Source organism: Ferrimonas sp. SCSIO 43195, assembly GCF_023716685.1.
Lineage (GTDB): Bacteria > Pseudomonadota > Gammaproteobacteria > Enterobacterales > Shewanellaceae > Ferrimonas > Ferrimonas kyonanensis.
In genome coordinates this window covers 2,897,977-2,924,274 of the sequence record NZ_CP072679.1, presented here as the reverse complement: position 1 = coordinate 2,924,274, position 26,298 = coordinate 2,897,977, and the positions used below count along the sequence as shown (strand labels likewise).

General features: G+C 57.8%; 21 protein-coding genes. 12 read left to right on the top strand and 9 right to left on the bottom strand.

Annotated elements, in window-relative coordinates:
* Nucleotides 1-8: 8 nt before the first annotated feature.
* From J8Z22_RS13585 to J8Z22_RS13575, 3 genes are read right to left on the bottom strand one after another with little or no spacing between them, the layout of a single operon-like run.
* Entirely contained in the window at nucleotides 9-911 is a 903-nt protein-coding gene (locus J8Z22_RS13585; RefSeq protein ID WP_252006785.1) for a glycosyltransferase family 2 protein, read from the bottom strand.
* Nucleotides 908-2,221: an O-antigen ligase gene (locus J8Z22_RS13580; protein WP_252006784.1), complete on the bottom strand. Its 1,314-nt coding sequence runs from the start codon at nucleotides 2,219-2,221 to the stop codon at nucleotides 908-910. Before J8Z22_RS13580 ends, J8Z22_RS13585 begins: the two co-directional genes overlap by 4 nt.
* Complete coding sequence (locus J8Z22_RS13575; RefSeq protein ID WP_252006783.1) at nucleotides 2,218-3,462, bottom strand: lipopolysaccharide biosynthesis protein; 1,245 nt, start codon at nucleotides 3,460-3,462, stop codon at nucleotides 2,218-2,220. Before J8Z22_RS13575 ends, J8Z22_RS13580 begins: the two co-directional genes overlap by 4 nt.
* A 203-nt stretch (nucleotides 3,463-3,665) precedes the next feature.
* On the opposite strand from J8Z22_RS13575, the gene J8Z22_RS13570 reads away from it, so the two are divergent.
* From J8Z22_RS13570 to J8Z22_RS13540, 7 genes are all read left to right on the top strand, one after another.
* A complete protein-coding gene (locus J8Z22_RS13570; RefSeq protein WP_371877972.1) occupies nucleotides 3,666-5,069 on the top strand; it encodes a mannose-1-phosphate guanylyltransferase/mannose-6-phosphate isomerase in 1,404 nt (467 codons plus the stop codon).
* A 2-nt stretch (nucleotides 5,070-5,071) separates the two neighbouring features.
* The gene (locus tag J8Z22_RS13565; RefSeq protein ID WP_252010481.1) at nucleotides 5,072-6,454 is read left to right on the top strand and encodes a phosphomannomutase CpsG; all 1,383 of its coding nucleotides are present in this window, start codon (nucleotides 5,072-5,074) and stop codon (nucleotides 6,452-6,454) included.
* Nucleotides 6,455-6,745: 291 nt separating this feature from the next.
* Nucleotides 6,746-8,167, top strand: a complete 1,422-nt coding sequence (locus J8Z22_RS13560; protein WP_252006781.1) for an undecaprenyl-phosphate glucose phosphotransferase — start codon at nucleotides 6,746-6,748, stop codon at nucleotides 8,165-8,167.
* Nucleotides 8,168-8,181: 14 nt separating this feature from the next.
* On the top strand, nucleotides 8,182-9,375 hold the full coding sequence (locus tag J8Z22_RS13555) for an outer membrane beta-barrel protein (protein WP_252006780.1): 1,194 nt from the start codon (nucleotides 8,182-8,184) through the stop codon (nucleotides 9,373-9,375).
* On the top strand, nucleotides 9,332-9,877 hold the full coding sequence (locus J8Z22_RS13550) for a polysaccharide biosynthesis/export family protein (RefSeq protein WP_252006779.1): 546 nt from the start codon (nucleotides 9,332-9,334) through the stop codon (nucleotides 9,875-9,877). The genes J8Z22_RS13555 and J8Z22_RS13550 overlap by 44 nt, the downstream gene beginning before the upstream one ends.
* 11 nt (nucleotides 9,878-9,888) lie before the next feature.
* Nucleotides 9,889-12,126, top strand: coding sequence for a polysaccharide biosynthesis tyrosine autokinase (locus J8Z22_RS13545; RefSeq protein WP_252006778.1), 2,238 nt, complete (start codon nucleotides 9,889-9,891; stop codon nucleotides 12,124-12,126).
* Entirely contained in the window at nucleotides 12,123-12,854 is a 732-nt protein-coding gene (locus J8Z22_RS13540) for a tyrosine-protein phosphatase (protein WP_028111739.1), read from the top strand. Before J8Z22_RS13545 ends, J8Z22_RS13540 begins: the two co-directional genes overlap by 4 nt.
* Here the strand turns inward: J8Z22_RS13540 and J8Z22_RS13535 are convergent.
* Genes J8Z22_RS13535 through J8Z22_RS13525 form a run of 3 tightly spaced genes read right to left on the bottom strand, consistent with a single transcriptional unit; the run spans nucleotide 12,848 to nucleotide 16,990 of the window.
* Nucleotides 12,848-13,921, bottom strand: a complete 1,074-nt coding sequence (locus tag J8Z22_RS13535; RefSeq protein WP_252006777.1) for a lipocalin-like domain-containing protein — start codon at nucleotides 13,919-13,921, stop codon at nucleotides 12,848-12,850. The genes J8Z22_RS13540 and J8Z22_RS13535 overlap by 7 nt on opposite strands.
* A complete protein-coding gene (locus J8Z22_RS13530; RefSeq protein WP_252006776.1) occupies nucleotides 13,921-16,341 on the bottom strand; it encodes an ABC transporter permease in 2,421 nt (806 codons plus the stop codon). The genes J8Z22_RS13535 and J8Z22_RS13530 overlap by 1 nt, the downstream gene beginning before the upstream one ends.
* Nucleotides 16,334-16,990: an ABC transporter ATP-binding protein gene (locus J8Z22_RS13525; protein ID WP_252006775.1), complete on the bottom strand. Its 657-nt coding sequence runs from the start codon at nucleotides 16,988-16,990 to the stop codon at nucleotides 16,334-16,336. The genes J8Z22_RS13530 and J8Z22_RS13525 overlap by 8 nt, the downstream gene beginning before the upstream one ends.
* 412 nt (nucleotides 16,991-17,402) lie before the next feature.
* On the opposite strand from J8Z22_RS13525, the gene J8Z22_RS13520 reads away from it, so the two are divergent.
* On the top strand, nucleotides 17,403-17,792 hold the full coding sequence (locus tag J8Z22_RS13520; RefSeq protein ID WP_028111743.1) for a VOC family protein: 390 nt from the start codon (nucleotides 17,403-17,405) through the stop codon (nucleotides 17,790-17,792).
* Nucleotides 17,793-17,869: 77 nt separating this feature from the next.
* On the top strand, nucleotides 17,870-19,156 hold the full coding sequence (locus J8Z22_RS13515) for an alpha/beta fold hydrolase (RefSeq protein WP_252006774.1): 1,287 nt from the start codon (nucleotides 17,870-17,872) through the stop codon (nucleotides 19,154-19,156).
* On the opposite strand, the gene J8Z22_RS13510 is transcribed toward J8Z22_RS13515, so the two are convergent.
* Nucleotides 19,125-20,960, bottom strand: coding sequence for a bifunctional diguanylate cyclase/phosphodiesterase (locus tag J8Z22_RS13510; protein WP_252006773.1), 1,836 nt, complete (start codon nucleotides 20,958-20,960; stop codon nucleotides 19,125-19,127). The two genes, J8Z22_RS13515 and J8Z22_RS13510, sit on opposite strands and share 32 nt — an antisense overlap.
* A gap of 156 nt (nucleotides 20,961-21,116) precedes the next feature.
* Nucleotides 21,117-23,723 (bottom strand): bifunctional acetaldehyde-CoA/alcohol dehydrogenase, encoded by a 2,607-nt coding sequence (adhE, locus tag J8Z22_RS13505; protein WP_252006772.1) that lies wholly within the window; start codon nucleotides 23,721-23,723, stop codon nucleotides 21,117-21,119.
* A 299-nt stretch (nucleotides 23,724-24,022) separates the two neighbouring features.
* Here adhE and J8Z22_RS13500 point away from each other — a divergent pair, with 299 nt between their 5' ends.
* Both J8Z22_RS13500 and J8Z22_RS13495 read left to right on the top strand, forming a co-directional pair.
* Complete coding sequence (locus tag J8Z22_RS13500; protein WP_028111747.1) at nucleotides 24,023-24,652, top strand: YchE family NAAT transporter; 630 nt, start codon at nucleotides 24,023-24,025, stop codon at nucleotides 24,650-24,652.
* Between the two features lie 13 nt (nucleotides 24,653-24,665).
* Complete coding sequence (locus J8Z22_RS13495; RefSeq protein ID WP_252006771.1) at nucleotides 24,666-25,337, top strand: SDR family NAD(P)-dependent oxidoreductase; 672 nt, start codon at nucleotides 24,666-24,668, stop codon at nucleotides 25,335-25,337.
* On the opposite strand, the gene J8Z22_RS13490 is transcribed toward J8Z22_RS13495, so the two are convergent.
* Complete coding sequence (locus J8Z22_RS13490) at nucleotides 25,334-25,555, bottom strand: hypothetical protein (RefSeq protein ID WP_028111749.1); 222 nt, start codon at nucleotides 25,553-25,555, stop codon at nucleotides 25,334-25,336. The genes J8Z22_RS13495 and J8Z22_RS13490 overlap by 4 nt on opposite strands.
* Before the next feature lie 296 nt (nucleotides 25,556-25,851).
* Between J8Z22_RS13490 and J8Z22_RS13485 the strand changes: the two genes are divergently transcribed.
* Entirely contained in the window at nucleotides 25,852-26,235 is a 384-nt protein-coding gene (locus J8Z22_RS13485; protein ID WP_028111750.1) for a hypothetical protein, read from the top strand.
* Nucleotides 26,236-26,298 lie beyond the last annotated feature (63 nt).

Below are 26,298 nucleotides of genomic sequence, written 5' to 3'. Positions count from 1 at the left end.
AAACTCCCCTACTTATACAACTCCACCGGTGGAGTATTGAAGAAATATCGGACTTTGCCCCAGTTGGACATCATTCTCATGACGTAGCGAAAGCTGTGTTTCTTGCCGATGGGGCGTAGCAATACTGCGCCGAACGCCGCAATCACGGTTTGCGCGAAAGCCTTGAGAAATTGCACCGTTTTCCCCGCTGGAGACAATGGGGTAAAGAAAATGGCGGCATAGGTCTCGCCGATGCGAGTGGCCTTTTGCAGCAGGTAGTGGCGATTGAGTCGCTGCGGCTCCACCAACTCGCTGACCACTGCTTCGCGACAGGAGACAATGACGCCGCCCCGAGCATGAATGTCATGGAACAGGGTGGTGTCCTCGCCCCCCAGGGTGCCGCGGCTGACATCAAAGGGGGCGCTTGGGTGCGGCAACACCGATCGTTTCACCAGGGCATTGCAGGTGGACCCGACATCCATGTGAGTGCCGGTCGGCGGCAGCGACTTACTGAAATAGTTGCCGGCGGAAATCCACTCCGGTGTCTGCTCCGGGTAGCGGGTATCCACCTGACCCATGACCGCGTCGGCATCGAATTGGCGGGCACAGGCCAGCAGGGTTGCCAGCCAGGTTGGGCTGGCCTTCTCATCGTCATCAATGAACGCCAACCATTGGCCGCGGGCATTGGCTACCGAGGTATTCCTGGCCATGGAGATGTTCTTTTGCGGCTGGACGGCATAGGACACTTGCAGATCGGAGTGTTGCTGGAACGCCTCCACCAACGCCCTGCCGGACTCCAGCAGGTCGTTGTCGGCGATGGAGATGGACAGATGAACGTCGTCCGGCAACTGTTGTTGCTGCAGGCTGTTCAGGGTCTCGGCCAGGTGGGGGCGGCGATAGGTGCACAGGCAGACGGTGATCGAGGTGGTCATTGCAGTCTCCTATCGGCGCAGATGCGGGCGACCGAGGTCAGCACCAACAGTTGAATGATCCACATGGAGTGGCTGCCCCTCATTAAGCTGCTCTCGGTAATATTATGGAACAAGGTAATCACCAGCAGGATCCAAAACAGGAAAAAAAGCAGCGGATGAGTGGATTGAATCTGACCGGACTGGCGGGCGAACTGCACCAGCACCAGCAGATAGATGGCCATCCCTATGACCCCCAGTTTCGCCAGCAGGTCCAGGTAGCCATTGTGGCCCTGATTGAGCAGGGTCAGATAACTTCTGCCATAGACCACATTGGGGGACTGCTGACCAATCCCCCAGAATGAGCCATAGCCATGGCCCAGTAACCAGCGGGTGTCGATGCGATCCAGCATGAAGGCCCAGATGTAGTCGCGGCCGGTAAGCCCGGGATCGGACATGAACTGGGCGAAAAACTCTTTGATGTGCCAGTTGTAAAGACTCAGGACAATATAGATGGCCAGGGTTAGCAGCGTGAAGGCCAGCAGCATCAGCATGCCGACATTGAGCCGAGTGTTGGTGGCAATTACCTGTACGCCGAACACCAGTGCCGGTACGACGAACAACAGGGCAATGGAGGTCTTGGAGACCGAGATGAGCAGCAGCAGCAACCACAGCCCCAGATAAACGCCGTTATAGAATCGATTGATCTGGGTGGTGAACAACTTACGGGAGGCGACGCCAAACAGTATCGCCAGCAGGGCAATGGCTCCGAGAACGTTCTTGTTGCCATGAATGCCGTAAAAGAAGCCGTCTTTATCAAAATTGCCCAGCACCAGGGCCATCAGGTTAAACGCCAGTGCCAGGGTGCAGATGCGATACAGCAGCAGCAGCAGTTGCTCCGGGCGGCGCAGGTAACTGACGCCGGCAAACACCGAACCGATGACGAACACCAGCATCACCGAGCGACGAAATGCGATGTTGGGCGCCAGTGCCCAGGTAACACTGGCAAAGGCCAGCAGGCAGATGATCACCAGCGGCCACTGGGCGACGACGATGCGCTTGGCCCGTTGAGGATCCCGCAGGATGGTGTAGCCGGCCAGGCCGATCATCGCCACCCAGAACAGTTGGTTGATCAGATTGCCGGAAGAGGTGCTGGCGGCATGATCTTTTACCTCCATGTCCACCAGGTGTGTGGCTGCTTCCATGTTGGGTGACAGCACATCGAAGCTGGAGGCGCACACCAAGGTGATGATGACGATGGCCACCAGGTTGTTGATGGTGTAGTGCCGGGTGTCGTCTGCCACCAGCCAGTTCAATAGCCGCCGTAGTATCATCGGCGCTCCGGCAGCCAGCGAGGCTGAAGCTGAGGGGCAAATAGCAGCAGAATGTAGCCAAAGGCGACGATTTCGCCAAAGATCACCGTGAAGATGACCCAGTTAGAGGCCTGTGCCAGAGCCAGAATGGTCAGGATTCCCAGCGATAGCGATGCGCCCCAGATGGTGGCCATGGCCAATGGCTTAAAGCGGTTCTGTGCCTGAATGGCGGCGCTGTAGGTGGAGCGCAGATGAAACAACAAGGTGGCGATGGCCCATTGGGCGACCACGAAGCCAATGCCGGCATACTGGTCACCGAACAGTTGTGGCTGCAACCAGGGCCACGTCAGCCACAGCAGCACGCCAAACACCAGGTTGAACAGCAAAAACCCCAGGGCGCCTTGGTTGGTGAGCGTTTGGAATTGCTGCCTTTTTCCCTGGGCATGCAACTTGGCCAGTGTCGGTTTGGCGATGCGGGTCCAGGCCGAAGTGATGATGTTCAGTGGCCCGAAAAACACTCGGCCGGCCTGAATGAAACCGACAACCGTGGGGCCAAAGGCCAGGCCGACAATGAAGATGTAGCCTCGGTTTTGCAGTTCGGTGGTGATGACGCCCACCAGTGACCAGCGGGACTGATCCCAGATCGGCGCATAGTGGCGAGGCAGCGCCGACCAGCGGGTCAGGGTAAACAGCGGAAACTCCTGCTTAAGCAGATAGACCATTCCCAACAGTTGGCTCAGGCTCAGAAACCACAGCAGGTGCTCCAGCGAGAACTGGTGCAGCGGGTGTTGCGACTGCCAGATCCCCATCAGCACAAGAAAAAACACCACGAACAGCAGATCCGCCACCAACACTGGCATCAGGATCAATTCTGATGACCAGCGGCATCGAAGAAACTCCCTCAGCAGTCGAATCGCGAAGAAGGTGGTAATGGCGAGGTTGCCGGAAAAGTCCTGTTGCAATAGGGGGAGATGCAATAGGGCATAGCAGATCAGGGTCAGGATGAAGAGGAACAGGCCATTACTCAGAGACAGGGTACTGCGCAGGTGATCCGGGTTGTCGGAGGCTGGCACCAGCACCGAGTAGGGGGTATTGATCAGCGCATTTTGCAGGCTGATGAGCACATAGCTGAGCATAAAGACAATGGAGTAGACCCCAAACTCGGCCGGTTGCCACAGCTTAATCAGAGCCAGATTCAGGGCAAAGTTAAACGCACTGAGTATCCCTTGATCAACAGTGGAAACGATCACCTGTGTTTTCAACTGCCGCCCCTCAACAACCCCGATCAGGGTGATGTAACCCTGTGCGAATCCAAATGTCTGATTTTTTAGCTTAGACCCTGATGCTCTATCTTGCTCCGCAAAATGCCAATGACACCTTCGGCTTTTCTATGTGCTGCTATTCTTTAGGTTTTGAATTGCCCGGGGCGCACCGCAAGCCGCGGCTTCTCAGGATGGAAATCACTATGGTCAGCATTGTCCCGGTTATTCTCGCAGGTGGTTCAGGTACTCGTTTGTGGCCTCTCTCCAGGACCTTGTTTCCAAAACAATTCTTACCTCTTTCCAGTAAACACTCCATGTTGCAGGACACGGCTAGGCGTCTTGATGGCGTCGACACCACCGATCCGGTGGTGATCTGCAACGAGGACCATCGCTTTATCGTCGCCGAACAGATGCGCGCCCTGGAGGTCAATGCGCAGATTGTGCTGGAGCCGGTGGGGCGCAATACCGCCCCGGCGGCGGCGTTGGCGGCCTTGTTGACCCAGGATGAAGAGGATCCGCTGCTGTTGCTGCTGGCGGCGGATCACGTCATCGAAGACCCACAGGCCTTTGTGACGGTGTTGTCGGCGGCGGTGCCTCTGGCTGAGGCCGGTAAGCTGGTGACCTTTGGGGTGGTGCCCCATTGTCCTCATACCGGCTACGGCTACATTCGTCGCGGCCCGGCCAGCGGAAGCGGCTTTGAGGTCAGTGAGTTTGTGGAAAAACCCAATTCCGACACTGCCCAGCGGTACCTGGACTCGGGTCAGTACTACTGGAACAGCGGCATGTTTCTGTTTCGCGCCAGTCGCTATCTGCAGGAGTTGCAACGCCACCGGCCTGAGATGGTGCAGATCTGCCGCCAGGCGGTGGCGGACGTCAGCCAGGATCTGGATTTTGTCAGGGTGGATGAACAGGCGTTTATCGACTGCCCGGATGAGTCCATCGACTATGCGGTAATGGAGCACACCGACGATGCGGTGGTGATGGCGCTGGATGCCGGCTGGGATGACATCGGCTCCTGGTCGGCATTGTGGCAAGTGGGGGACAAAGATCATAACGGCAACGCCATTCGCGCCGACGCCGTGACCCATGACACTCACAACTGTTTGATTCAGGGCGAAGACCGGCTGATTGCCACGGTGGGGCTGGATGACATGGTGATTGTGGATACCCAGGATGTGGTGTTAGTGGCCGAGCGCGGCCGCGCGCAGGAGGTGAAGCACATTGTCGAGAAATTGAAAGGGGATGAGCGTTCGGAAGTTCAGGTGCATCGCAAGGTGTATCGGCCCTGGGGCTATTACGACTCCATCGATTTTGGTCAGCGTTATCAGGTCAAACACATCACGGTAAAACCCGGCGCTAAGCTCAGTGTGCAGATGCATCACCATCGCGCCGAGCATTGGGTGGTGGTGTCCGGTACTGCCAAGGTGACCAATGGCGAGCGCACGTTTTTTGTTACCGAAAACGAGTCCACCTACATTCCCATCGGGGTGGTGCATGCGCTGGAAAACCCCGGCATGGTGCCGCTGGAACTGATTGAGGTGCAGTCGGGTACCTACCTGGGCGAGGACGATATCGTTCGCTTCGATGATAAATATGGACGGGCATGATGATGGAAAGCTTAACCTGTTTTAAATCCTACGACATTCGTGGCCAGTTGGGCACCGAACTCAATGACGCGGTGGCGTATCGAATTGGCCGCGCTTTTGCCGAGTTTCTGAAACCGAGTTGTGTGGTGGTGGGGGCCGACATTCGGCCCACGTCAGAGGGGCTTAAACAAGCGCTGGCGCGAGGCCTGATGGACAGCGGCGTCGATGTCATCGACATCGGCATGGTGGGCACCGAGGAGATCTATTTCGCCACCCGTTACCTGCAGGTCGATGGTGGCATCGAAGTGACCGCCTCTCATAATCCCATTGATTTTAATGGTATGAAGCTGGTGCGGGAGGAGAGTAAACCGATTTCCGGTGACTCCGGTCTTAATGCCATCCGTGAGCTGGCGGAGCGCAATCAGTTTGACCCGCCGTCGGCCGACACTCAGGGCCAGTACCACTACCGCAACCTGTTGCCAGAGTACGTTCAGCACCTGATGACCTACATCGAACCCGCCAAGCTACCGCCATTGAAACTGGTGGTGAATGCTGGCAACGGCGCCGCCGGTCATGTCATCGATGCCATCGAGCAGGTATTGAACAGGCAGGGGGTAGCGGTGGAGTTCATTAAGATTCACCACCAGCCCGATGGCCGTTTTCCCAATGGCATCCCCAATCCCCTGCTGCCGGAATGCCGCGCCGATACCCGTCAGGCGGTGATTGAGCATCAGGCCGACATGGGCATTGCCTGGGACGGCGATTTTGATCGCTGCTTCCTGTTCGATGAGCGTGGGGAGTTTATCGAAGGCTATTACATCGTTGGCCTGCTGGCCCAGGCGTTTTTGGATAAGCACCCCGGTGCCAAGGTGATTCACGATCCTCGGCTCATCTGGAATACCCAACAGATTGTTCAGGGAGCGCAAGGTCAACCGGTGATGTCGAAGACCGGCCATGCGTTTATCAAGGAGCGGATGCGCAAAGAGGACGCCATCTACGGTGGCGAGATGAGCGCGCATCACTATTTTCGAGACTTTGGCTATTGCGACAGCGGCATGATTCCCTGGTTGCTGGTGGCCGAGTTGATGGGGATGACCGGTCAGCCTCTGTCGCAGATGGTGGCGGAGCGCATCGCCGCCTTTCCCTCCTCCGGCGAGATCAACTTTCGCTTGTCGGCGCCGGGCGAGGCCATTGAGCGGGTGGTGACCGAACTGACCCCCTTTGCCCGGGAAGTCGATCACACCGACGGCATCAGCATGAACTTTTGTGATAGCGATGGCGAGTGGCGCTTTAACTTGCGCTCCTCCAATACCGAGCCGGTGGTACGTCTGAATGTGGAAGCCCGGGGCAATCAGGCGTTGATGCAGCGCCAGACCCAGGCATTGGTGCGGTTGTTACAGGTGTAGAGACAAAGAACAGCGAGGAACAGTGACACCCTCTTTCCGTCTGGATTGGCGAAGATGAAAAAGCCAGCATTTTGGCTTTTGGTAGGGGGAGCTGGCGGTTTTGGGCCGGGACCGGTTTCAATGTTGCTGTTTCTTATCCGTTATCTGTTGGTTTGATTGTCGAATCTTGAACTACGCTTTAGAAAACCGAAATGCACGGACGGAACCCGAGGTAAGCAATCATAACAGGCCGGTGCCGGGGCAGGGATGCGCCCCGAGGCTGGTCGAGCAGTGATGAGTGGAAGAGGGGTTATGTCGCAGACAGCACCGGAACAGCAAGGATTCGTCCATTCCCGCTTTCATGGGTTTGCCGTGCTGTTTCGGTTGGCCGACATCGCCATTGTTCAGGTCACCATGCAGGTGGCGCTGTGGTTCAGTGGCAAGGATTTGGGCAGCAATGAGATGTTGGTGGCGATCCTGGCGACCGTCGGCTTTATGTTCTTTGCCGAATCCATGGCGCTGTATCGTTCCTGGCGGTCAACCCGGTTGGCAGAGCTGTTGCTGACCAACTGGCTCAGTTGGATGTTGGCGTCGATGTTTCTGCTGATCTGCGCCTACTTTATGCCCAACAAAGTGGTTATCGACCGGCAGACCATGTTGATTTGGGGTGTGCTGGGCATTGTGGTGTTTGGTCTGTTTCGGTTGGTGTGTCGCCACTTGATCTTTTCGCTACGGCGGCGCGGCTTTAATACTCAGACTGCGGCGATCCTGGGAATCACCAAGTCCGGGGTAGCACTGGCCCGCAATCTGGAAGACAACCCGCAACTGGGGATTCGGTTGATTGGTTTTTTTGATGACCGGGCACCGGAGCGGATTGAGCTGGAGGAGGAACATGGCCCGGCGCTGCTGGGCAGTGTCGATCAGGCCATTAAGCTGGCGCGCAGCAATGCGGTGGACATTTTGTACATCGCCATGCCGATGCGGGCCGAGGAGCGCATCACCGAGATTTTGATGCTGTGCGGAGACAGTACCGCAGCGGTGCACATCATCCCGGACTTCTTTGTCTACAACCTGCTGCACGCTCGGTGGCACGAGGTGGGCGATGTTCAGTCCCTGAGTGTGTACGACTCGCCGCTGGACGGCTTGGCCACGTGGGTGAAACGGGTGGAGGACATCGTGTTGTCCTGTGCGATCCTGACTCTGGTGTCTGTACCGATGCTGTTGATCTCGCTGATCATCAAGTTGACCTCTGCCGGGCCGGTACTGTTCAAGCAGCACCGTTATGGACTGGATGGCCGCAAGATCATGGTGTGGAAGTTTCGCACCATGCGCACCATGGAGAATGGCGGCAAGGTGGTTCAGGCCACCAAAAACGATCCGCGGGTAACCCGGTTTGGTGGTTTTCTGAGGCGCACCTCTTTGGATGAGTTACCTCAGTTTTTCAATGTATTGCAGGGACAGATGTCGGTAGTGGGGCCTCGGCCCCATGCGGTGGCCCATAACGAACAATACCGGTCTTTGATCAGTGGCTATATGTTGCGTCATCACATGAAGCCGGGAATCACCGGCTGGGCACAAATTAATGGCTGGCGTGGTGAAACCGATACGCTTGAGAAGATGGAAAAGCGCTTGGAGTTTGATCTTGCCTACATTCGTAACTGGTCTGTGTGGTTTGACATAAAAATTGTCTTTAAGACTGTTTTTCAGGGCTTTACTGGCTCGAACGCTTACTAAGGAAGGGGAAGGGAATGAGAACTCTACTGTCCATGTTGATCGCAGGGGCCTCCTGCGTGTCGCTGTCTGCGGCCGCCAATGACTATCAACCCGCCAATGTGGAGATGGGCAAAGGCTGGAAGTTCACGCCTCAGCTCAGCGCCGGAATCGGTTACGACGATAACACCGCCTACTCATCGGGCTCTGGCATCGACAGCTGGTTTTGGGAGGTCACGCCGGAGTTTCTGGTGCATGCGGGCAACGAGGTCAGCGGCTACAAGATTGGCTACCTTCTGACCGACGGCAACTACTTCGACAGCAGTGAAGACGACTATACCGATCATCGGTTTAAGGTGGATGTGAACCATCAGTTTACCCGCCGCCATCGCATCGATTTCAATTACACCTACTTCCGCGATCACGAAGCCCGGGGCACCGGCATCACCGAAGGGCGAGGTGAGAGTTTCGATACGGTGGCCGAATTCAACTTGCACGATGCGTCCATTATCTATGGCTTTGGGGTGCCCAGCGCCACCATCAATGCCGACTTTGAGCTTGGTTTCTATGATAAGGATTACACCAACCTGGAGGCCATCTCTCAGTTCAGAGATTACGACTCCATACGAGCCCGGACCACCTTGTACTGGCGCCTTGGGGCCAAATCGTCGCTGTTGCTGGAGTGGAATGGTGAAGACAAGGGCTACGACCGCAACGCGGTGGGCGAAACCTCCAGAGACAGCGTCGATCAGCAGCTGCTGGCAGGCTTTAAGTGGGATGCCACCAGCAAGACCTCCGGTGAGGTAAAGATCGGTTACGAAGACCGTAACTTCGATGACGGCAGCCGCGAAGATTTCAGCGGTGTGGCCTGGCAGGCGGCCATCGACTGGTTGCCCAGGACCTACTCCAAATTCACCTTTGAAACGGGTGCCCGGGCCAAAGACCCGGATACCTTCGGTGATTACGTGGAGGAGCAAACCTATGGTGTGAACTGGCAGCACCAGTGGCGCCAGCGTTTCTCCACCAGTGCCAGAATTCGTTATGTGGATGATAGCTATACTGGTATTGACCGTGATGATGAACGGCTTGAAGCGTCGGTGGGGGCGACTCTGGTTTGGCGACGGTGGCTGTCAACGGAGCTGGAGTACCGTTACGCCGAGCAGGACTCCAACATTCAACTGGTGACCTATGACAAAAACGTGTTCCTGGTATCGATGCGCGTCTCTTTGTAGAGGCCTGCTGCTGGTCATCGGCCTGCTGTGTGCCACGCAGGCGGTGGCCGCCAGCTCCGATTATCGGCTTAGCTCCGGCGATATGATCTCCATCCATGTTTATGGTGAGGAGGATCTGACCCTGGAGACCCGTCTGGGAGAGTCCGGGGTGATCAACTACCCCTACCTGGGCATGATTCGGGTCAAAGGGCTGAGCGTGGCGGAGCTGGAACGCAAGCTGGTGACCGGCTTAAAGGGCGACTACCTGATTAACCCCAGCGTTCATGTCAGCATTCTCGAGTACCGGCCTTTTTACATCTATGGCGAGGTCAAAAAGCCCGGAGGTTACCCCTATCAACCGGGGCTGACCGTTGAGCGGGCGGTGGCACTGGCCGGCGGCCTGACGGAGCGGGCGTCTAAAAGTGACATGACCATCAATCGAAACGCATCGACGTTAAAGGTAACCATGTCCAGTACGGTCTACCCGGACGACTCGATCCTGATTAAAGACAGCTTCTTTTGAGTGGAGACCGAATGTCCAACATGGCGATTCAGATGGAAAAGAACGCTTTTTCCCAGGAAAAGGACATCGATCTGGCTCAGTACTTTCATGTGCTGTGGCGATACAAATGGCGCATCCTGCTGTTTTCCGGCTTGGTGACTTCGGTGGTGGTGGCCATTTTGCTGACCGTGTCGCCGTCCTACCTGGCGGGCGCAAGGCTGCTTATCGAATCTGAGCAGGCCAAGGCGGTGTCCATCGAGGACGTCTATGGCCTGGACTCCTCCAAGGATGAGTACCTGCAGACTCAGTTTGAGATCATCAAATCCCGCAAACTGGCGGAGCGGGTTATCGAACGGATGGATTTGGTGCGTCACCCGGAGTTTGTGGTGGATGAGCGCGCGCCCTGGCTGCAGAAACTGCTGTCTTATGTGCCCACCGCGCCGGCCCAGGACCCCATGGAAGTGGTCAGAGGCTGGTTTGATTGGGTGCCGATGGATCTGACGCCTAAGCCGGTGGACGAAGCCCAGAAGCTGGCGACCCAGCAGATACTGCTGCTGAATGAGTTTCGCAAACGGCTGGTGGTGGCCCCGGTGGCCAACACCCAGTTGGTGGACATCGGCTTCTACGCCCACGATCCCAACCTGGCGGCCCAGGTGGCCAACACCATGGGCGAGATCTACATCGAAAACCATCTGGATGCCAAGCTGGCGGTAACCCGCAAAGCCTCGGAGTGGCTCAGTGCCCGGCTCGATGAGCTGCTGGTGGGGTTGAGGTTATCGGAGGAGCGGCTGCAGAGTTTTCGCGAGCGCGAGGGCCTGCTCGACATCGATGGTACCGTTGGCCTGGTCAGCAAAGAGATGACCGAGCTGTCTGAGCAATTGTCACTGGCCCGTCAGCGGCGGGAAGAGGCCAAGTCGCTGTTGGATCTGGTGCGCCGTAAAGGCAGCAATAACATCGACAGCTTAGACGGGTTGGCGGAAATCAGTGGTCACCGAATGATTCAGGAGGTACGCAAGTCTGAGGTCACCGCCGCCGCCAATGTGGCGGAGTTGTCCAAGCGCTATGGCCCCAAACACAGCAAGATGATCGCCGCCAAAGCCCAGTTGGCGGATGTGCGTGCCAGTATGCGTGGCCAGGTGAAAAAGCTGGTGAGTGGCATCGAGCAGGAGTATCAGACCGTGGCCGCCAGTGCCGAGGCGCTGGAAAAACAGATGGCTGCGGTGAAAGGCAAGTATCAGGAACAGAGCCGGGTTGAGGTGGAATACCGGGAGATGCAGCGGGAGGTGGAGTCCAACCGTCGAATCTATGAAACCTTCCTCAATCGAATGAAGGAAACCGGCGCGGTGGCCGATTTTAATGCCGCCCACGCCCGTTTTACCGATTATGCCACGCCGCCCCTGTACCCCGCTAAACCCAACAAGAAAGCCATTGCCGTCGGGGCTCTGGCGATGTCGATGATCATCGCTTGTCTGATCTCCCTGGTTCACAACGCCATCACCGACACCATCACCTCCGGGGATCAGGTCGAGAGCAAGCTGTCCAGCAAGTTGCTGGGGGTGATTCCGCTGCAGAAACACCGGGGGCGGCTGGATCCGGAACACTTCTTTACCAAGGAGGCCAGCAGCTTTTCCGAAGCCTGGCGTACGGTGCGAACCGGTTATCTGCTGTCGCACCTCGAAGACAAAGCTCACACCCTGTGCATCACCTCGACGGTGCCGGGAGAGGGCAAAACCACCTCCTCGTACAACTTTTCACTGGCGCTGTCGCAGTTGGAAAAGGTGCTGTTGATCGAGGCCGATCTGCGCAAGCCGGTGATGGGGGGCATGCTCAACCTGCCCAACTACCAGCCGGGGTTGTCGAACCTGATCACCGGCACCCACAAGCTGTCCGATTGCCTGTTTCAGGTGCCGGATACCCAACTGCATGTGATGGTTGCCGGCACGCCGGTGTCCAACCCTCTGGAGTTGATCGCATCGCAGGCGTTCAAGCAGATGCTGGAAAAACTCAAGCCTCAATTTGACCGAATCATTGTCGATACTGCGCCGGTGGATGTGGTCAGTGATGCGCTGGTGATCTCGCGCCGGGTCGATTCCACCCTGTATGTGGTTAAGTGCGGCAAGGTGCGCAGTGACCTCATTAATCGTTCACTGGCTCGGTTGTTCACGGCCCAGGCCAGGGTCGATGGCGTGGTGCTCAATGCGGTGCCCAAAGACTTGGCCACCTACAAGCGCTATCAAAGTTATTACGGTACCGGGAGCGATAACGGATGATCGATCTCCACTGTCACATGCTGCCTGAAGTGGATGACGGTGCCCGCACTATGGAGGAGGCACTGCAGATGGCGCGCATGGCCTGGGAGGAGGGCATTACCCATGTGGTAATGACGCCCCACATTCATCTGCGCCGTTACCCCAATAGCCTCGACAGCTTGAAAGGACCGTTTCAGGCCTTGCAACAGGCCTTGCATAGCAGCGGCTGCCCGTTGCAGATCGCGTTGGCGGCGGAGGTGAGAATGGCGCCGGAGTTGCTGCTTAATGATGCCTGGAAGTCTCTGCCTAGCCTGGGTACTTGTCCTCAAGGCCGCCGGGTGCTGCTGCTGGAGATGCCTTACAGTCATGTGCCGGCGGGTACCGAGCAACTGCTGCGGTGGTTGCTGGGACAGGGGGTGCTACCGGTGATTGCTCACCCGGAGCGCAATCGTGAGATCATGGCTCATCCGCCGTTGGCGCTAAGCCTGAAGGCCACCGGTGCCTACCTGCAGGGAACGGTTGGCGCATTTGTGGGGCAGTTCGGTGATGCGGTGAAGCGGGTCGCCTGGGAGTTGTTGGATAAAGGGGGCTACTGGTACCTGGCCACCGACAGCCATCGAATCGACAAACGTCCGCCGCGGGTGACCGAGGCGCTGGATCGGCTCAGGCAAAGTTGTGGTGAGGCATTGGTGACCGACATGACTCAGACTCGGCCCTGGAGCCTGGTTCAGAGCCGTTTCCGTCAGTAACCGGTCATCTCAATGAATCCTTCGCCCTGCAGGCTACCGTCGGCCTGAACCGGCCCTTCCCAATAGGGGATGCTCAGCCGGTTACGTTGATCGCTCATGCGGGTCTCAATGCGGCCGCTGAGTTGATGCTCGGGCAGACTCAGTTGCCAGCCCACCGGATAGCGGACGCCGTCCAGGGTCGACCAGGCATCGGCGTTCCAGCGGATCTGCTCTCCCTTGAGCGGGGTCACCCTTCCGTCGGCCTCGATAAGACTACCGGAAAAGTAGTCGCCCAGTGCCGGGCTGCGCATGCGGAACACCATTAAGGCGCGTCCATCCTCAAGGTGAAGCGACAGCCAATCCCAGCCCTGATAGTCGCTGGCCATCAGCTGACTGGACCATTCCCTGTCCATCCAGGCCTGGCCCTCGAGCGCCAGCGCCTTGGTCTGCTCATTGGGGGTGAACTGCCCGGTGGCAGACAGGTGGGGCAGGCTGTAATAGTGGGAGGCGTGATCCGGATTGGGGGTTTTCTGACTGAAACCGTCACGGCCATGCAGCACCAGCGGGCTGTCAGACAGGGTCAGGCTCAGCTTGCCCATGGGGCTATCGGCAGTTAACTGCAATGGCAGAAATTCGCTGCCGCTCGAGGCCAGTTGCCAGTGATCCAGCCAGGCCGAGAAAGGAGCAGCGCGAACTCCGGCCTGGCCACTGCCGCCCCTGGCCCAACGTTCGATGGCATGATGGCGGCCCTGATACTCGATGGCCAGGTGACTGAACCACAGCTGGCCGTCATTCCAGCTGGTGTCGGTGTCTGCGGAGACCTTGCTGCGAAACAGGGTCCATTGCAGTCCCAGAGGCTGGCCTTGCGGGTCGTTCAGGTTGGCGGTCAGGTACCACCATTCCAAGCCGTACTCGGGGTGGGCACCGTGATCCAGGGGAAAGGTCAGTCGGTATTCCGGCGTGACCTGTCGCAGTTGCGGATGCAGCGATTGATGCCAGCCAAGGCCTTGGCTTGTTGGTGGCGGCGATGCGTCAGGTTGGCAGGCACACAGCGCCATGGTCAGCAGACCCAAAACAGATCGGCTCATCAGGTGACCCCCTTCAGTAGTTTCGATATCGGGCTGTTGGAGAGACGCCACAGGGGCCACAGGGCGGCCAGTGCCAACGCCAGCAACAGACTGGCCAGCAGCCCGGGCCAGTCGCCAACCAGCCAGTGGACCGGCATGGTCCAGCCAAAGGCGACCCGGTTGACCAGTTGCAGCAACAGGTAGCCCAAACCGACGCCCAGGGGCAGGGCGACCACCAGCGCAAACACCGCGATGATCAGCAGCTGTGCCAACTGGGCCAGCAACAGTTGGGTGCGGCTGACGCCCAACGCCATCAGGGTGGCCAGTTGGTTAAGGCGGTGGTGCTCCACCGACGACAGCGCCGCAAACAATCCCACCGCCGCCACCATCAGGGTCAGCACGTTCAATGCGGTGGTCACGGCAAAGGTCTGGTGAAACATGGTGGTGGCAATGGCGCGAATGTTCTTGCGTTGAATCACTTGCGACGGCGACAGCCACTGCAGCAATCGTTGATAGACGGCGTCGATCTGTCCCTGCTGTACGTTGAGGCTGTAGCCGGCAAAGGGCACGTCGCCGAGTTGTGCCTGCATCATGGCCGGACTGATGAAGCTTTGGGCATTGAGGTTGCCGTAGTCGTAAAATACCCCGACCAGCTGGCACTGAAACTCGGGGTGGCCGCTGTCGTCGATGCTGATGGCCTGTCCCAACGTCAGCCCGGCCATTAACTCGCTGCGTTCATTGACCAGGCAGCCGCCTTCAAACAGTCGGCTCTGCCACTGGGGCAGGGCAGTTTTCAGCGGCAGATGGCCATAGTGCTCGCCGCTGTCCCCCAGGCTGGCGATGCTGCCAGGCACGCCGGCGATGCGGGCCCGCTGGTGCTGAAACGGGGTAATGCGGGTGATCTCGGGCATCTGATTCAGCCGCTGCAACCACGCTGAATGTTCCCCCGGCGGCGGCCGCACATAGAGATCGGCGCTGATCCTCTGGTTCAGATAACCGGTCAGAGCCAGCTCAAAACTGCCGACCACCATGCGCATGCCGACGGCCGCGGCCAGCGCCAGCATAATGGCGATCATGGCGACGCGGGTGGTCCGTTGCTGTTCATCGAGATCGGCCATGATCCACCGCCCCATGACTCCCGGCAGGGGAAGGGTGGCCACGGCCCGGCAGCAGGCCTGCAACCAGGATGGGGTGATGGCGGCACCGGCGAATAACAACAGCCCACACAGGGACAGGGCGGCAGCGGTGCTGTTGACCCGGGGGGCCAACACTACCAGCGCCAACAGCAAGATCAGCCCCAGTCCCAGCAGCCATCGTCCCTGCTGCTGCTGTTGACGCTGACGGGTGCGAATGCCAAGGCTCAGGGCCACCTTGGGGTCGAAATAGAGCGATAGCAACACCAGCATTACGGCGCCAAAGGTTACCAAGGCGGACAGCAGCAGCGGAATCCACAGGCTTTGGACGCTGAGCTGGTCTTCAAAACCGTACAGGGAGGCCAGGGTCATCTGTACCTGGGGAATCCAGGCGCTGGCGAAGTAGCTGCCCAGCACCGCACTGATGGGAACCGCCAGCACACCCACCAGCATCAGTTCGACGATCACCGCGGTCATAATGGCCCGCTGGCTCACGCCCAGACTCCGCAACTGCGCGATAAGCGGGGCCCGTTGACTCAGGCTGAAGCGCAGGGCGTTAAACGCCAGAAACAGCGATACCGCCAGGGCCATCAGCGCCAGAGCGGTCAGGTTGAGGTGAAACGACTGCGACAGCTGGCCGAACTGGGTGGCTTCTCCCTGCGCTTTCAGGGTGGCGTCGGCCGGCAGTTGCTGACGGATCTCGGTTCGGGTCGTTGCCGCCAGAGTAGGCAGGGTCAGATAGCTGACGCGGTCCTGGCTGCCGGTGAGACTGGCGACGTCGGCGATGTCCATCAGTATCCAGGGGCCAAGGTCCGGCACCAGGGCAATGGGGCCGATAGTAGCGCCGCTGTCCAGCTCAACCTGTGTCCCTTGCTGCCAGCCTCTGCTGTTGGCAAATTGACGGTCAACCCAAGCTCGGGATGACTCTGGTTCGGTGGCGTTGCCGGTGCCCAACTGGGCCAGGTACGCCAGTGGGTCGATGCCGCGGATCAGCAGCGGTCGATGTTGGGCGTCGATCAGTTTGGCATTGAGGACCGGGCTGGCATCGATGCCCTGGCGTCGCAGTGACACCCACAAGGACTGAGGCAGATAGCCCTCCCGTTGCCTCGGCTCGATCTGCCAGCCGGCGCCGGCCTGGGCCTGTTGCTCGCTGAGGGCATAACGGGCTTTGGCTTCCTGGTTGATGGTTTCTACTCCGACCATCAGGCTGGCGCCGAGCACCAGGCCCAGCAGCAGAAACAGCAACTGCCAGGGGTGGCGGCGATAGTGGGAGGTGAGGGTAAGCTGGGCCCAGCGCCATTCAATCATGTAAGCGGCCCTGGCGAAGATGAAGGGTGCGCTCCAGGGTGGCCGCAACCCGGCTGGAGTGGGTGACCATCACCAGAGTTTGTCCCAGTTGCCGGGTGAGCTGGGCAAACAGCGCCATCACTTCGTCACCGGTTTGCTCATCGAGGTTGCCGGTGGGTTCATCGGCCAGGATCAGTGTCGGCTGGTGAGCCAGGGCGCGGGCGATGGCGACGCGCTGCTGTTCGCCGCCAGACAATTGATCCGGGTACAGATCCCACAGCGGCATCAACCCCAGTGGCGCGGCAATGGTGTCTTTGACGGCGCGTTCGTTATTAAGCGCATTGAGGCGGTGTTGAAACAACACGTTGTCGGCGACAGTCAGGGTGGGTAACAGATTGAATTGCTGAAACACCAATCCGATGCGTTTGCGGTACTGGCACAACTGGGCCGGAGTGCGGCCCTCCAAAGTGTCACCGTCGACCTGAATGTGGCCGCTGTCGGGGTGTTCCAGACCGGCAATAAGGTGCAGCAGCGTGGATTTACCGGCACCGCTTTCCCCCATGATGGCCAGCCGTTCGCCGGAGGCCACCTCCAGGTCGCAGTGATCCAAAATCTGCCGTTGGCTGCGTCCCTGAGTTCGGTACAGATTGACCTGGTGCACCTTGATCATTGCGGATCTCCTTGGTCTTCCTTAACCCTAATATAGATAAAAAAACTGTTTAATTCATGAAGTTATTACGTTCCATGCTGCAAATGGATTATTCGAATATAACGTGCATTTACTCAGTTAGTTATCGGTATTTTATGTGGTCTTACCTCGTCAGCTTGGTGTAAGTTTGACCAGGGTAGGGGAGCCAAGCCAGTGCTGGCGTGGGTTTAGCGAATTTCAATAGCTTATTGTGGCGGACTTAATTCACCGGCGACTGTGATAAGAGTTGCTGGAATTATTGCCCATGCTTTAACACAATGTAACCGGTTTTAATGGATGATGGACGCCGTCCCCGGAACAATAGCGACAATCAAGGCCCCAGAGGGCCAACCGGGAGCGCGTGCGCACAGAGAGTGTGCTTTGGAGGCGAGGGATGAGTGAGTTTAATAATACCTACAACCGGGCGGTGTGGTTTGACATTCCGGTCGCCGATCTGGATCGGGCCGCGGCGTTTTACTCCCGAGTGATGAACGTCGGCGTTAGCTTTGAGGAGCAGGACGGTTTTCGGTTTGCCGTTCTGGCCCATGAGTTTGGTAATGGCGGTTGCCTGGTGGTGGATGAGGTTCGCATCAGCAGCCAGCAAGGGCCGTTGTTGTACCTGAACGTGGATGGCCGCCTCGGAGAGGCGCTGGACGAGGTTACGGCGATGGGTGGCACGGTGCTCGAGGGGGCACACCAGATCGGCCCCCACGGCTACCGGGCCTTGATTCTCGACAGCGAGGGTAACCGACTGGCACTGCACTCGGGGCGAACGGACACCTAGAGCCGTTGCGGCAGTGGTGTCGTACAGGGCGATAATTGTATACAATTATCGCCCTGTCTATTTTGGAGTCATGGACGATGCGCGATACCACGGTTGCCGGTCTGATAACCCGAGAACACCGCTTTCAACTGCCTGTGGATTATACCCAGCCTCAGGGGCAGACCCTGGAGGTGTTTGCCCGGGAGTTGTGCGACCCTGAGCGGGCCAGTGAGCGTCTGCCTTTCCTGGTGTTTTTTCAGGGAGGCCCCGGTTTTGCCGCGGTACGGCCACTATCCCGCAGTGGCTGGATCGATCGGGCCCTTCAGGAGTACCGGGTGCTGTTGCTGGATCAGCGCGGCACCGGCCTGTCGACACCGATCCACGCGGAAGCCCTGGCCAGCATGAGCCTGCCTCAGCAGGTGGCCTACCTGAGTCAGCATCGGGCCGACAACATCGTCCGGGATGCGGAAGCGATACGCCAGCAGTTGATAGGGGATGCCCCCTGGACGATTCTGGGGCAGAGCTTTGGCGGTTTCTGCGTACTTCGTTATCTCTCTTATGCGCCGGAGTCTCTGACCGAGGCCTACATAACCGGCGGCATTCCGTCGTTGCAGCGCAGTGCCGATGAGGTGTATCAGGCCACGTTTCAACGGGTGGCGGACAAGAATCGAGCCTTTTTCCGGCGTTTTCCCAAGGCGCAGGGGATGGCCGATCGCATCGCCGACTACCTGGATCAACACCGAGTCTGCCTGCCGGATGGTGAGCGATTAACGGTGGAACGATTTCAGTTGCTGGGACTTCACCTCGGTGTCGAGGAGGGGCCGGAGGCACTGTATTATCTGCTCGAGCAGGCATTGCTGCCCACGGCGGCGGGCGAGATCATCAACCCGCTGTTCCTGCATGGGGTGATGCAGATGCTGGATTACGATACCAACCCGCTGTTTTCGATATTGCATGAACCCATCTACAACCAGCAACGCGCCTCAGACTGGGCCGCACACCGGGTTCGGCAGGGGTTGCCGCAATTCTGCTATCAACCCGGGAAGCCGCTGTGTTTTACCGGTGAGATGATTTTCCCCTGGATGTTTGAGCAATTTTCCCGGTTGCGGCCTCTGCAACCGTTGGCTCAGGCGCTTGCTACTAAGGCCGATTGGCCGGAACTGTACGATCTTGACCGGTTGGCGGTGAACCCGGTGCCGGTGGCGGCGGCGGTGTACACCGACGACATGTTTGTGGAGTACGCGTACAGTGAAGAGACCCTGGCGCAGGTGGCCAACCTCAACGCCTGGCGTACCTCAGAATACGAGCACAACGGCATTCGCATGGACGGTTATCGAATCCTGGATCGGTTGATTAAGCTGAATCGGGGACAGCATTTGCGATAGCGCAGGCGTGTTCGATGGACTGCTTCTGCTGGCGGCGGGTGCTAATGAGTTCGTTGAGTGCCACCGGCGGACTGAAATAGTAGCCCTGAAACGAGTGGCAGCCGCGCTGGGCCAGATAGTTCAGTTGCTCCTGGGTTTCTACCCCCTCGGCAGTGACCGGAATGCCATAGATTTCAGCCACCCTCAGAATGACATCCACCAATGAGCGGGTGTGGGCCTGACCACTGAGGCTCAATTCGTTGACAAAGCTGCGGTCAATCTTGAGGCGATCGATGGGGTAGTGTTGTAACTGATTAAAGGCGGTATAACCGGTGCCAAAGTCGTCCAGAATGATGCGTATACCGTGCTGCCTCAGTTCGGTCAGCATCTTCAGCCCGCTGGGTTTGTGACTCACCAGCCCGGTTTCGGTCAGTTCCAGATCCAGAGTGTTAAGATCAATGTCATGGCGGTTGGCCAGCATGATGATCTGGGCTGGCAGTTTCGGGTTATTGAGCTCCAGCGATGAGATGTTGATGGCCACCCTCAGATCGCGAACGTCGTTGCGATGTTCCTCTTTCAGGGCGCCGATCTGTCGAAAACAGAGTTCGATGACCCACAGATCGAGCTCGTAGATCATGCCGTATTTTTCGGCAACCGGAATGAACAGGTCCGGGCCAATTCCCTCCAGATCCGGATGGGTGCATCGAATCAGGGCTTCGGCACTGGTGCACCAAGGTTTGTCTCTCTGGTGAATGGGCATGAATTTGAGCACGAAGGCGCCTTCGTCCATGGCCTTGCGCAGCCCTTGCTGAATGCGGGCTTCGCGCTTCATCTCGATGGCCATCTCTTCGCTGAAGCAGTAGGTATGCCCGGGCAGGGCCAGTTTGCCCAGGGTGGTGGCGCTGTTGGCCTGCACCAGTTTTTCCGAGGCGGACTCATTGCCTCGGCGGGAGTACCCCAGGGTCACCGAAATGGCCAGGGTATGCTCCTGGATGTGGTAGATGCCCACGACCTGCTGGCGAATCAGGTCCGCCAGGGTGTCGTTGCGTACTTTCGGTGCCAGATACAGGCCGACGATAAACTCGTCACCACTGCTACGGGCAATCAGGCTGGAGCCGTCGATGATGTAGCCATCCTGGCTGAGTATCGACGGCAACCGTCTTAGCCGCTTGGCGATTTCGGTCAGGGCCTGGTCGGCGATGGAACGGCCATAGCGTTGGTTGATGCCTTTGAATTGATCGATGTTCAGTTGCAGCATACACAGCTGTGGTGCTGCCGGTGGTTGATTCTGTATCCACTGTTCCATGGCGCGGCGATTGTCCAGGCCGGTGAGCGGATCGGTCAGGTGAGAGCGCTGCAGGTTGCGGTAGCTGCGAATCTGGCCATGCACATAGAACCAGATAAAGCTGTAGGTGATGATCACCGAGATGCTGTATCGGATCAGTGATTCTAATTCGACGCTGTGGGTGGCGGCCATAAAGCTGACGAAAGAGTACAGGATCCCCAGGGTACCGGCATACTTGAATGGCATGATGCAGAACAGGCCGGCGGCCACCGGGAAGACGAAAAACAGCCCGCGCAGGCCGTGGCTGTAGGTGAAGATCGAGATCGCCACCATCATCAACAACGAGTACCCCACCAGCAGCGGCCGAGATTCCTCCCCGCGCCGGTAGCATTGCCACAGTGAGATGGCGAGCAGCGGTGCAGCCAGCAGTTCGATCATTCCCGCGCGAGGCTGGTCACTGTTGACCAGGTGGTGAATGGCAAAACCGATGGTGGAGATCAGGGTCAGCCAGTGCAGACTGATGATGATCGGTAAAGACATGTGGCGGGAAGAGAGCATCGTTTTGAATTCTGGTGCTTATTTTTTCCAACATGGTAACAGCCCGACAAACAGATGTCAGGATGGTTAACCTTTGTTTAGAGCGAAAATTCAGACAAAAAAAGGCCGCCGAAGCGGCCTTGTTGCTGTAGCTGGGTTTTAGCTGTGCTGATCCTGATAAGGACGGCCGTAGTAGCTGTCCAGCAGCAGTTGCTTGAGCTCTTTGATCAGTGGGTAGCGTGGGTTGGCGCCGGTGCATTGATCGTCGAAGGCTTCTTCGGCCACTTCATCCAGTTTGGCCAGGAATTCGGCTTCGTTGACGCCCGCCGCCTGAATGGAGGCCGGAATCTCCAGCACTCGCTTCAGCTCTTCGACCTTGGTGATCAGCCGCTCCAGCTTCTCCTCGTCGCTGTTGCCACCCAGGCGCAGGTGATCGGCGATGGCGGCGTAGCGGCACAATGCCTGAGGCCGGTCATATTGGCTGAACGCGGTTTGCTTGGTGGGCAGGTCGGTGCCGTTGAAGCGCATCACGTTGGTGATCAACAGGGCGTTGGCCAGGCCGTGAGGCAGGTGGAATTCGGCGCCGATTTTGTGGGCCATGGAGTGGCAGATCCCCAGGAAGGCGTTGGCAAAGGCGATGCCGGCAATGGTGGCCGCATTGTGAACCTTCTCTTTGGCCTTGGGGGCTTCGGCGCCACCGAGGTAGCTGTCCGGCAGGTGCTTAAACAGCAGATCCAGCGCCTGCAGTGCCTGGCCGTCGGAGTACTCGTTGGCCATGACGGAGACGAAGGCCTCCAGGGCGTGAGTGACGGCATCGATGCCACCAAAGGCGGTCAGCGATTTGGGCATGTTCATCACCAGGTTGGCATCTACGATGGCCATGTTGGGGGTCAGCTCGTAGTCGGCAATCGGATACTTGGTGCCGGTTTTCTCGTCGGTCACCACCGCAAACGGGGTCACTTCCGAGCCGGTGCCTGAGGTGGTCGGAATGGCAATCAACTCCGCCTTGGTGCCCATTTTCGGGAAGCGGTAGATGCGTTTGCGAATGTCCATGAATCGCAGGGCCAGATCGGCAAAGTCCACTTCGGGGTGTTCGTACATCACCCACATGATCTTGGCGGCGTCCATGGGCGAGCCGCCGCCCAGGGCCAGGATCACGTCGGGCTTGAAGCTCTGCAGCATCTGCGCGCCCCGCTTGACCACGTCCAGAGTTGGGTCTGCTTCCACCTCGTAGAACACCTCGACTTCCAGGCCCTGGGCCTTGAGGATACGAATGGTTTCGTCGCAATAGCCATTATTGAACAGGAACTTGTCGGTCACGATGCAGGCGCGCTTGCGGTCGGACAACTCTTCCAGTGCCACCGACAACGCGCCGCGGCGGAAATAGATCGATTTCGGCAGTTTGTGCCACAACATATTTTCGGCTCGCTTGGCTACGGTTTTCTTGTTGATCAGGTGCTGAGGGCCGACGTTTTCCGAGATGGAGTTGCCGCCCCAGGAGCCGCACCCCAGCGTCAGCGATGGCGCCAGCTTGAAGTTGTACAGATCGCCGATGCCCCCCTGAGACGCCGGGGTGTTGATCAGGATGCGGGCGGTTTTCATCCGCTGGCCAAACAGGCGAATGCGGTCGGTCTGCAGATCCTGGTCGGTATAGAGCGCCGAGGTGTGCCCGATGCCTCCCAGGGCCACCAGTGCTTCCGCTTTTTGTACCGCGTCTTCAAAGCTCTCGGCTCGGTACATGGCCAGAGTCGGTGACAACTTCTCATGGGCAAAGGGCTCGTCCACCGTGGTTTTGCTGACTTCACCAATCAGGACCTTGGTCCAGGATGGTACCTTGACGCCGGCCATTTCGGCGATCTTGGCCGCAGGCTGGCCGACAATGTCGGCGTTGAGGTTGCCATCGGTCAGCAGTACTTTGCGAACCTTGCCGGTTTCCGACTTGTTGAGCAGGTAGCCGCCGTGGCTGGCAAAGCGCTCGCGCATCTCTTCGTAGATGCTGTCGACGACGATGACCGATTGCTCCGAGGCACACACCACGCCGTTGTCGAAGGTTTTCGATAGCAGGATGGAACTGACCGCCCGTTTGATGTCGGCAGTCTCGTCCACCACCACTGGGGTGTTGCCGGCGCCAACGCCGATGGCGGGTTTACCGGAGCTGTAGGCGGCTTTGACCATGCCGGGACCGCCGGTGGCCAGAATCAGGTTGATGTCGTTATGGGTCATCAGATGGTTGGACAACGCCACCGACGGTGTTTCGATCCAGCCGATGATCTCTTTAGGAGCGCCGGCGGCCACGGCGGCATCGAGTACCAGTTTGGCGGCCGCGTTGGTGGCGGTTTTGGCCCGAGGGTGGGGCGAAAAGATGATGCCGTTACGGGTCTTGAGGCTGATCAGCGCCTTGAAAATGGCGGTCGAGGTCGGGTTGGTGGTGGGGACAATGCCACAGATGATGCCCACGGGTTCGGCGATGGTGATGGTGCCGCCGGTCTCATCCTCTTCGAGAATGCCGCAGGTCAGTTCATCCTTGTATTTGTTGTAGATGTACTCGGAAGCGAAGTGGTTTTTGATTACCTTGTCTTCCAGCACCCCCATGCCGGTTTCTTCAACCGCCTGACGGGCCAGAGGGATGCGGGCATTGGCAGCCGCCAGTGCCGCCGCCCGGAAAATGGCATCGACCTGTTCCTGACTAAAGCTGGCAAATTCTTGCTGCGCCTTTTTGACTCGAGCCACCAGGGCATCAAGTTCGGCAATGTGCATATCAGCCATCTAAACTATCCTCAAATTTTAAAAACACTTTCCTCTGAATGCGGCTTCAGTATAGGAGTGGAAACCGGAGTCAGGAAAAGTGTTCTCCCCACGTGTAATAAAATTACACTTAATGCGGTTACATACTGTTAACTGCCTCACGTTTGAGGCAAGAGAGATGTAGTTTAATGACGAATCAGATTAGTAAAACTAATTGAAACATCGATGGCGGAGTGGAAAATTTCACTTTTCCGAGCCGGGCAATTTCACTACAGTATGCCCCTTGATAATTACCCTCCTGTTAGAGGCTTAGAACCAGAGTGGACTTCTACTTACTGCTGCAATTTTTCCTGGGATTGGTGGCCATCATTAACCCCATTGGCCTGTTGCCTGTATTCGTATCTTTGACCAGTCATCAAAGCGAACAGGAGCGACTGGCTACTGCCAAGGTGGCCAATCTGTCGGTGGTGGTCATTCTACTCATTACGCTGGTGGCCGGTCAGTTGATTCTGAATCTGTTCAGCATCTCGATTCCAGCATTTCGAATCGCCGGTGGGGTGTTGATCACCTTCATTGCCATGTCGATGTTGCAGGGTAAGCTGGGTGAGGTAAAACACAACAAAGAGGAAGACCGGGAGGCGGCGGCCAAAGAGTCGGTTGCCGTGGTGCCGTTGGCGTTGCCTTTGATGGCCGGCCCAGGCGCCATCAGTTCGGTGATTGTGTTTGCGTCACAGCACCGGGACGTGCAGTCGATGATCGGTATGGCGGTGTGTATCCTGGCGTTTGGGGTTCTCAGCTGGTTGGTGTTCAGGACGGCGCCGGTGATTTTCCGAGTACTGGGAAAAACCGGCATTAACGTGATCACCCGTATTATGGGCCTGTTGATGATGTCCATCGGCATCGAGGTGATCGCTGCCGGGCTGAAGACGTTGTTTCCGGCACTGAATTAACAAAGGGGAAGCCATGATTGTCATTACCGGTGCCAGCAGCGGCCTGGGTGCCGCGTTGGCGAAGCAGTATTCGGCGGCGGGCAACGAGGTGTGCCTGGTGGGGCGCAGTTCGCAGCGACTGGCGCGGCTGAGTGAGTCGTTGCCAGGCAAGTCTCAGTGGCACAGCGTGGATCTGACCTGTGAGTCACAGGTGGCAGCCTTGTTTGATTCCTTGTCGACGCCACCGACTTCGGTGCTGCATTGCGCTGGCAGTGGCTTGTTTGGTGCGTTTGAGCAGCACCGCGAGGCGCAGATTCGGCAGTTGCTGGACAACAATGTATTGACGGCGGCACTGCTGTTACAGCAGGTGGTCAGCCGTTACCGGGAGACCCCGATGCAGGTGGGCGTGGTGATGTCGACGGCGGCCTTGAAAGCCAAAGCCAATGAGGTGGCCTATTGCGGCGCCAAGTGGGCGGTTCGCGGCATGCTGGAGTCGTTGCGGGCGGAGTTGAAAGCCAGCCCGCTGCGCCTGGTGGGGATCTACCCAGGTGGCATGGATACCGGTTTCTGGCAACACGACGACAGTCGGGATTATCTGGATGCCAGTGTGTTTATGTCGGCCGACGATGCCGCTGCTATGGTGATTCAGGGGCTGGCGGCTTGCGAAAAGGGCTTTATCTCAGACATCACCATCAGCCGCGGTTAGCCCGACAGCAATGCCTGCCTGGCCAATGGGGCCAGCAGCATGATCAGCAGGATCGCCACGGTTGAAAACTGCAACCAGTGGTCCTGCAGATTTTCCAGTTCGCTGATCCGTTGACGGCCATCGATGTTTTTATTGTGCTGTGTCTGATAGTAACGAAAAGCCCAGTAGCCATTGCCAATCATCAGCACCGCCAAGGCGGTCAATACACGCCACTCCATTTGCGCCTCCTGCCAGCTTCAAGCCTCAGAGTCAGTTATACCGGATTTCATCAGTAAAGGAAGTCGCTCATCCCTTGATGAGATGTTATCAATTGTGATTGCATGTTACGCATTATGATCGATCTCCCTGATTGTTCTAGGGGTATTGGCATAGATTTTGTTCATCAATGATCAAAACAGTGAATTGGATCACGCCTGGTCTGAGAGTGATGGTCTATTTTTTCACCATTGAAATTGACCAACCGATTCCGCTGCTGAGATAAGGAGATCTGGCCGGACCCAGAAACGAGGTTCAGATGCGACAGACCGAAATGGCACAATTTGGCTTATTTGCCCGTCAACTGATTAAGCAAGCTGCTGCGATAGTGATGACACTGCCCAAAGAGACTCAACGCCTGAAGCGCCACTCTCAGTTGCAGGCGTGTCTGTATGAATGTGAAAACCGTGCCATGGAACTGGTGATGTCGAAAAGCGCCAATCAGCTGAACCAACTGAGTGGTGCCATTACCGCCAGTGTGGAGCTGATCGGCAATTGCTGTGACCACCCAGGTCTGTCCGATGCGGATCAGCATGGTTTGGACATGGCCCTGGCCAACATCGCCTTGATCCATACTCGCTGTAAAAGGTTGCTTCAACAGGCCGACAACGTGGTGCCGTTTCCACGGGCGGTCAATGCCTAGGTGGCAGGCCGATGAGAATGAGTTAGGCCCGGCGTTGCCGGGCCTTTTTTTGTCCTACTGAAG

Excerpts from the sequence above, each read along its gene's own strand:
- J8Z22_RS13515 (WP_252006774.1), top strand. The coding sequence starts at position 17,870 with ATGCGCGATACCACGGTTGCCGGTCTGATAACCCGAGAACACCGCTTT.
- J8Z22_RS13555 (WP_252006780.1), top strand. The coding sequence starts at position 8,182 with ATGAGAACTCTACTGTCCATGTTGATCGCAGGGGCCTCCTGCGTGTCG.
- adhE (WP_252006772.1), bottom strand. The coding sequence starts at position 23,723 with ATGGCTGATATGCACATTGCCGAACTTGATGCCCTGGTGGCTCGAGTC.
- J8Z22_RS13495 (WP_252006771.1), top strand. The coding sequence starts at position 24,666 with ATGATTGTCATTACCGGTGCCAGCAGCGGCCTGGGTGCCGCGTTGGCG.
- J8Z22_RS13530 (WP_252006776.1), bottom strand. The coding sequence starts at position 16,341 with ATGATTGAATGGCGCTGGGCCCAGCTTACCCTCACCTCCCACTATCGC.
- J8Z22_RS13585 (WP_252006785.1), bottom strand. The coding sequence starts at position 911 with ATGACCACCTCGATCACCGTCTGCCTGTGCACCTATCGCCGCCCCCAC.
- J8Z22_RS13525 (WP_252006775.1), bottom strand. The coding sequence starts at position 16,990 with ATGATCAAGGTGCACCAGGTCAATCTGTACCGAACTCAGGGACGCAGC.
- J8Z22_RS13570 (WP_371877972.1), top strand. The coding sequence starts at position 3,666 with ATGGTCAGCATTGTCCCGGTTATTCTCGCAGGTGGTTCAGGTACTCGT.
- J8Z22_RS13510 (WP_252006773.1), bottom strand. The coding sequence starts at position 20,960 with ATGTCTTTACCGATCATCATCAGTCTGCACTGGCTGACCCTGATCTCC.
- J8Z22_RS13565 (WP_252010481.1), top strand. The coding sequence starts at position 5,072 with ATGGAAAGCTTAACCTGTTTTAAATCCTACGACATTCGTGGCCAGTTG.
- J8Z22_RS13485 (WP_028111750.1), top strand. The coding sequence starts at position 25,852 with ATGCGACAGACCGAAATGGCACAATTTGGCTTATTTGCCCGTCAACTG.
- J8Z22_RS13550 (WP_252006779.1), top strand. The coding sequence starts at position 9,332 with ATGACAAAAACGTGTTCCTGGTATCGATGCGCGTCTCTTTGTAGAGGC.
- J8Z22_RS13580 (WP_252006784.1), bottom strand. The coding sequence starts at position 2,221 with ATGATACTACGGCGGCTATTGAACTGGCTGGTGGCAGACGACACCCGG.
- J8Z22_RS13490 (WP_028111749.1), bottom strand. The coding sequence starts at position 25,555 with ATGGAGTGGCGTGTATTGACCGCCTTGGCGGTGCTGATGATTGGCAAT.
- J8Z22_RS13545 (WP_252006778.1), top strand. The coding sequence starts at position 9,889 with ATGTCCAACATGGCGATTCAGATGGAAAAGAACGCTTTTTCCCAGGAA.
- J8Z22_RS13520 (WP_028111743.1), top strand. The coding sequence starts at position 17,403 with ATGAGTGAGTTTAATAATACCTACAACCGGGCGGTGTGGTTTGACATT.
- J8Z22_RS13535 (WP_252006777.1), bottom strand. The coding sequence starts at position 13,921 with ATGAGCCGATCTGTTTTGGGTCTGCTGACCATGGCGCTGTGTGCCTGC.
- J8Z22_RS13560 (WP_252006781.1), top strand. The coding sequence starts at position 6,746 with ATGTCGCAGACAGCACCGGAACAGCAAGGATTCGTCCATTCCCGCTTT.
- J8Z22_RS13540 (WP_028111739.1), top strand. The coding sequence starts at position 12,123 with ATGATCGATCTCCACTGTCACATGCTGCCTGAAGTGGATGACGGTGCC.